The organism is Microbispora sp. ATCC PTA-5024 (assembly GCF_000511135.2).
GTDB classification, from domain to species: Bacteria; Actinomycetota; Actinomycetes; order Streptosporangiales; family Streptosporangiaceae; genus Microbispora; species Microbispora corallina.
This window is the reverse complement of sequence record NZ_KI866523.1, coordinates 724,469-729,373: the sequence shown is the minus strand read 5'-3', so window position 1 is coordinate 729,373 and position 4,905 is coordinate 724,469. Positions and strand designations below refer to the sequence as shown.

The 4,905-nt window shown below is 71.8% G+C and carries 9 protein-coding genes; 3 read left to right on the top strand and 6 right to left on the bottom strand.

The features are described from left to right. A partial coding sequence (locus tag MPTA5024_RS40895; protein ID WP_036324782.1) for a hypothetical protein occupies nucleotides 1–339 on the top strand: 339 nt, incomplete at its 5' end. Nucleotides 340–409: 70 nt separating this feature from the next. Then, a complete protein-coding gene (locus MPTA5024_RS15880; protein ID WP_036324781.1) occupies nucleotides 410–826 on the top strand; it encodes a YchJ family protein in 417 nt (138 codons plus the stop codon). 8 nt (nucleotides 827–834) lie between these two features. Here the strand turns inward: MPTA5024_RS15880 and MPTA5024_RS15875 are convergent, their stop codons facing one another. The 5 genes from MPTA5024_RS15875 to MPTA5024_RS15855 all read right to left on the bottom strand — a co-directional run bounded on the left by MPTA5024_RS15875 (nucleotide 835) and on the right by MPTA5024_RS15855 (nucleotide 3,462). Further along, nucleotides 835–1,041 (bottom strand): hypothetical protein, encoded by a 207-nt coding sequence (locus MPTA5024_RS15875; protein ID WP_036324780.1) that lies wholly within the window; start codon nucleotides 1,039–1,041, stop codon nucleotides 835–837. Between the two features lie 84 nt (nucleotides 1,042–1,125). Beyond that, nucleotides 1,126–1,719, bottom strand: coding sequence for a dihydrofolate reductase family protein (locus MPTA5024_RS15870; RefSeq protein WP_036324779.1), 594 nt, complete (start codon nucleotides 1,717–1,719; stop codon nucleotides 1,126–1,128). A gap of 96 nt (nucleotides 1,720–1,815) precedes the next feature. After that, nucleotides 1,816–1,944 carry a hypothetical protein gene (locus MPTA5024_RS44640; protein WP_269750582.1) on the bottom strand — a complete coding sequence of 43 codons (129 nt, stop codon included), beginning with the start codon at nucleotides 1,942–1,944 and terminating at the stop codon, nucleotides 1,816–1,818. 202 nt (nucleotides 1,945–2,146) lie between these two features. Continuing rightward, entirely contained in the window at nucleotides 2,147–2,740 is a 594-nt protein-coding gene (locus MPTA5024_RS15860; protein WP_198167176.1) for a HEAT repeat domain-containing protein, read from the bottom strand. A gap of 74 nt (nucleotides 2,741–2,814) precedes the next feature. Continuing rightward, entirely contained in the window at nucleotides 2,815–3,462 is a 648-nt protein-coding gene (locus tag MPTA5024_RS15855; RefSeq protein WP_036324778.1) for a TetR/AcrR family transcriptional regulator, read from the bottom strand. A gap of 147 nt (nucleotides 3,463–3,609) precedes the next feature. Between MPTA5024_RS15855 and MPTA5024_RS15850 the strand changes: the two genes are divergently transcribed. Then, the gene (locus MPTA5024_RS15850; protein WP_036324777.1) at nucleotides 3,610–4,347 is read left to right on the top strand and encodes an SDR family NAD(P)-dependent oxidoreductase; all 738 of its coding nucleotides are present in this window, start codon (nucleotides 3,610–3,612) and stop codon (nucleotides 4,345–4,347) included. A 98-nt stretch (nucleotides 4,348–4,445) separates the two neighbouring features. Here MPTA5024_RS15850 and MPTA5024_RS42215 read toward each other — a convergent pair. Next, a partial coding sequence (locus MPTA5024_RS42215) for an RICIN domain-containing protein (RefSeq protein ID WP_198167175.1) occupies nucleotides 4,446–4,905 on the bottom strand: 460 nt, incomplete at its 5' end.

Genomic DNA, 4,905 nt, shown 5'->3' with positions numbered 1-4,905 from the left:
CTGGCGGCGCTCGTCGCCCCCGCCGTGCTCGTCGTGGCCGCCCTGCTCGTCGCGCCCGCTGTGGCCGCCCTGCTCGTCGCGCCCGCTGTGGCCGCCGTGGCCGCCGTGGCCGCCGTGCTCGTCCCCGGCGAACAAACGGAGACCGTCACCACGACCCCCACCGCGACGATCGCGACCACCGCGACGGCGGCGGCGAACGCGAACCTGCGCGCCAGACGCCGCTGCTCCTCCCGGCGCCTGGCCTCCTCACGCCGCAGGGCGGCGCGCCTGCGCTTCACCTTCCGCTGTGACATGGGTAACTCCCGAGACTCTCCCGAGACGGCTTCGGCCGTACCGTAGCGAGAGGGTCGTAACGCGGATCTAAAGACCGCCTGCGAGAAGCCGTCGCGCGCCCGGGCAGAATGGGGACGTGCCACGACGCGACCGGCCCGTCCGCCTGCCCGCCGGGTCTGCCTGCCCCTGCGGGTTGCCCTCGCCGTACGAGGACTGCTGCGGGCGGTTCCACCGGGGAGCGGCCTCGGCGACGACGGCGGAGGCGCTGATGCGGTCGCGGTTCAGCGCGTTCAGCGTCGGCGACGCCGCGTACCTCCTGCGCACCTGGCACCCCTCGACGCGTCCCCCGCACGTGGACCTGGATCGACGGGTGAGCTGGACACGCCTGGAGATCCTCGGCACCACCGGCGGAACGGTCGTCCACACCGACGGCACGGTCCGCTTCCGCGCCCACTACGTCGACCGCGGCGTGGAGGGCCACATGGACGAGCACAGCCGCTTCGTCCGCCACGACGGCGACTGGACCTACCTCGCGGCCGTCGAGCACGGCTGACAGCCGGGCTACCCGGCGACCGGCGTGCCCCGGTCCGCGTCCGCTCTTCGCGTACGGACGGCGGCGGCCCGTGCGGCGAGGACCGCGGACAGGGCCTCACACTCCTCGAGGGTGAGAGGCCCGCGGGGGACGAGATAGAGCAGGCCGCTGAGCCCGTCGACGAGCTCGACCGGCAGGGGACGTGTGGACGCCGTCGGCGACGTGCTGATGGTCATGATGAAGCCGATTCTTGCGCCTGCCACCGACAAACCGGCACGCGCCGATCCCTCCGCCGGCCCTGCCTGCCTGGGGACGCCGTCTCACCGCCGGAGCCTGTAGCGCAGGTGGGTCACGCCCGCGGCCACGGTGACCTCGGGATCGTCCAGGACGACGGGAAGCTGCCGGAGATGCGCGAAGAAGGGGGTGCCGCCGCCCAGGACGACCGGGGTGAGCATCACCCAGATCTCGTCCAGCAGCCCGGCGTCCAGGGCCTGCGCCGCCATGGTTCCTGGGGAGACCCCGACGTCCTTGCCGTCCGCGAGCCGCCGCGCCTCCGCGACGGCGCTCTCGATCCCGTCCGTGACGAACGTGAACGGCGCGTCGGGGTGCGGCCAGTCGTCCGGCACGGTGTGCGTCAGGACGACGACGGGGACGCCGAGGGGATGGGTGCCGCCCCATCCCCTGGTGATGTCGAACAGCCTGCGTCCGGCCACCAGCGCGCCGGTCGCCGCGGTGAGCCCGGCCCACAGGCGCGCGTTCTGCGGCGTCATGCGGAAGGTGCGCTCGGGCTGCGCGGTGGGCACGGGGACGTCGCCGTTCCCGTACCATGCGAACAGGTGCTCGAACCCTGACTCGTCCGGCCCGGAGATGAAGCCGTCGAGCGACATGCTCGCCGTGGTGATGACTTTGCTCATGTTCGTCCTCCTCGACCCGATGAGGCCGCCGTCGCGGCCCCGTTCACTGGGGACGTCGAACAGGGCGGCGCGCAGAGGACACCCGTCGGCGAACGGTCAGAGGCCGAAGGCAACGCCCAGGGCGAGCGGCAGCAGGCCGAGATAGGGCACGGCCTGCTCGGGGAGGAAGGCGGCGGCCACGGACAGTGCCAGGATCGTGAGGAAACCGAGGTACTGACCGGCCACGATGCGTGCGGCCGCACCTCGGTGGACGGCCCCTGCGCGAAGAACAGCGCCAAGACCACGATGTCGTCGACGTTCGTCACGGCGAACAGTCCGGCCGCCTGCCCGAGGATCCCGCGTTCACGGCCGGGCCACATGTGCCCTGTCGTGCGCGGCGGAGCGAGGAGAGCCGTCTCGTGGACCGAGGCGGACACCGGGCCGCGCGTCAGTCACCCGGCGTGCCTGAGCGGGCCGCCCGGCGCGGGGTGGCCCGGCCGGCGCGGGGAGCGGTCCGGCGATGGATCACCCCGCCGGGCGCGTACCAGCCCGCCTTCTTGCGAACGGTCGGGGACGGGTCGTGCTCCCTGGCCTCGATCAGCGCCTCGACCGCCTCTTGGCGGCTGTGCGCGAAGGAGGCCACCAGCTCGACGGCCATCGCCCGCACGTGGGCGTCCGGATCGCCGCGAAGCAGGCGCGTCGCGGGCGGCAGCACAGCGGCCTCGGACGGCCGGCACGCGTCCTGCTTGCATCGCTCGCAGGCCAGGGCGTGCAACGCCGCCACCCGCACCTTCGGGCTCGGGTCGTCCAGCATCGCGACCAGCCCGTCGAGAGCCTCCTCGACCAGGAGCTGATCGAGGAGCCTGCAGCACTGTTCGCGTACGTCCTCCTCGGCGTGGCCGAGGCCGGCCTGGATGGCGGGCACCGCGGATCTGCCGCGCCGGAGTAGCTCACGATGGGCCGTGCTTCTGCGAGGCGCGCTCGCCAGCGCGTCGACCAGATGCTCGTCGTCCATTTCGGCGACGGGAAGCAGCGGTATCACCCCATCAGTGTGGGCATGCCGACCGCCGCCGGGCAAAGCGATTTCCACCCTCGGGCGTGGGAGGTCGAGCAGGGTCAGGGCGTGTGGTCGGTCTCCGGAGGAGCCAGGGGCAGGCGGCTCGGCGGTGGGTACGGAAGGCTTCGCCCTGTCTGGGTGGTGATGCCGTCGAGGGCCAGTTGGAGGTACCGGCGCCACGCCTGCGGCTCGGTGACCAGCAACGGCGCCGCCGTGTGCTGGATGCCCGCCAGCAGGAGGACGACGTCGGTGCCCGTGACATCCGGGCGGACGACGCCCTGGTGACGGGCGCGGGCGGTGAGCCCCTCCGCGACGTCGCGAAGGCGGTCGATGGCGTCGCGCACCTCCGCGTGCTGCAGGGACGGGCGTCCGATCACCTCGCAGAACGCGCGGTCCCTGACGAAGAGCTCCACGCCGGCCGCCATGAACTCCCGCAGCGCGGTGCCGGGATCGCCGGCCGTGAGCAGCGCGGTGCCGGTGTCCAGGAGCTCGTCGAGCATGCCGAGCATGATGGCCGCCAACAGCTCGTCCTTGGAGGAGAAGTGGCGGAAGACAGTGCCCTTCCCCACCCCGGCACGCTGCGCGATCTCACCGATGGACACCTCGACTCCGCGCTCGGCGAACATCGCGGCCGCGGCGTCCAGCAGCAGCCGGCGGTTGCGCACCGCGTCGCTGCGCGAGGGGACGGCGGACGTCGTTCCGGTCATGCGCCTCCTTCCGCCAGCAGTCTACGCCCCTAACATGACCGCACGGTCCGCTTTGGTGTTACGCTCAAGGTGACCAGTCGGTCCGTTTAGATCATGTGTGTGCACATGGTCATACGGCGGCGGAAACCATGTAGGGAAAGGAAGCGCATGAGCACCAGGTTGGATGGAAAGGTCGTCCTCGTCACCGGAGCGTCGTCGGGCATCGGTGAGGCGACAGCCCTGGCCCTCTCAGCGGAGGGGGCCCGCGTCGCGGTCGGGGCCCGGCGGACCGACCGGTTGGAGTCGCTGGCGGACAAGGCTCCCGGCGAGGTGCTGGTTCTCGAACTGGACGTGACCGACCAGGAGTCGGTGCGCAGCGCCGTCGCGACGACCGTCGAGCGCTTCGGGGCCCTCGACGTCCTGGTGAACAACGCCGGGGTGATGCTCAACGGCCCGGTCCTCGGGGCGGACACCTCGGAATGGACGCGCATGGTCGAGACGAACCTGCTCGGGTCGATGTACACGGTCCACGCGGCGCTGCCGCACCTCCTGGAGAGCAGGGGCGCCGTCCTGCAGATCTCCTCGACCTCGGGCCGGATCGCCTCGGCCAACAGCGGCGTCTACGGGGCGACGAAGTTCGGCATCACGGCCTTCTCGGAGTCGCTGCGGCAGGAGGTCACCGCCCAGGGCGTGCGGGTCGTCGTGGTCGAGCCCGGTTTCGTCGCCACGGAGCTGATGGCGCACATCAAGGACCCCGCGATGCGGGACGTCGCGCGGAAGATGGCCGCATCCATGCGCACCCTCCAGCCCGAGGACATCGCGGACGCCATCGTGTACGCGGTCACCCAGCCGGAGCACGTCGCGGTCAACGAGATCCTCATCCGCCCGACCGACCAGACCCGGTAGGCGACTCTGCCGGCGCACCTCCGGTGCGGCGGCGTCCGCCGCACCGGAGGCGTCACTCACCAGGAGGAGAGGTCTCGCCGTGGCCCTCGCGGATCAGTTCACCAGGTCCACTTCTGGTTGCTGCCGCCCCAGCAGGAATAGAGCTGGATCTGGGTGCCGTTGCCGGTGCCCTGGCCGGCGGCGTCCAGGCAGAGTCCGGACTGGACGCCGACGATGGTGCCGTCGGAGTTGCGGCGCCACTTCTGGTTGTCGCCGCCCCAGCAGGAGTAGATCTGGACCTTGACGCCGTTGCCGGTTCCGGCCGCGTCCAGGCACTTGTTGCCGTAGACCCGGAGCTCCTGGGCGGACGTGTAGGACCACTGCTGGTTGCTGTTGCCGTTGCAGTCCCAGAGGGCGACCTGGGTGCCGTCCGTGGTGCTGGAGTTGGGCACGTCCAGGCAGCGGCCGGAGCCGACACCCCTGATCGTCCCGCCACCGCCGCCGGGGGGCGGGCTGCTCGGGGGCGGCGTGGGGGTGGAGCCGTCCAGCGTGATGTTGGAGTTGCCGCTGCTCTGGTAG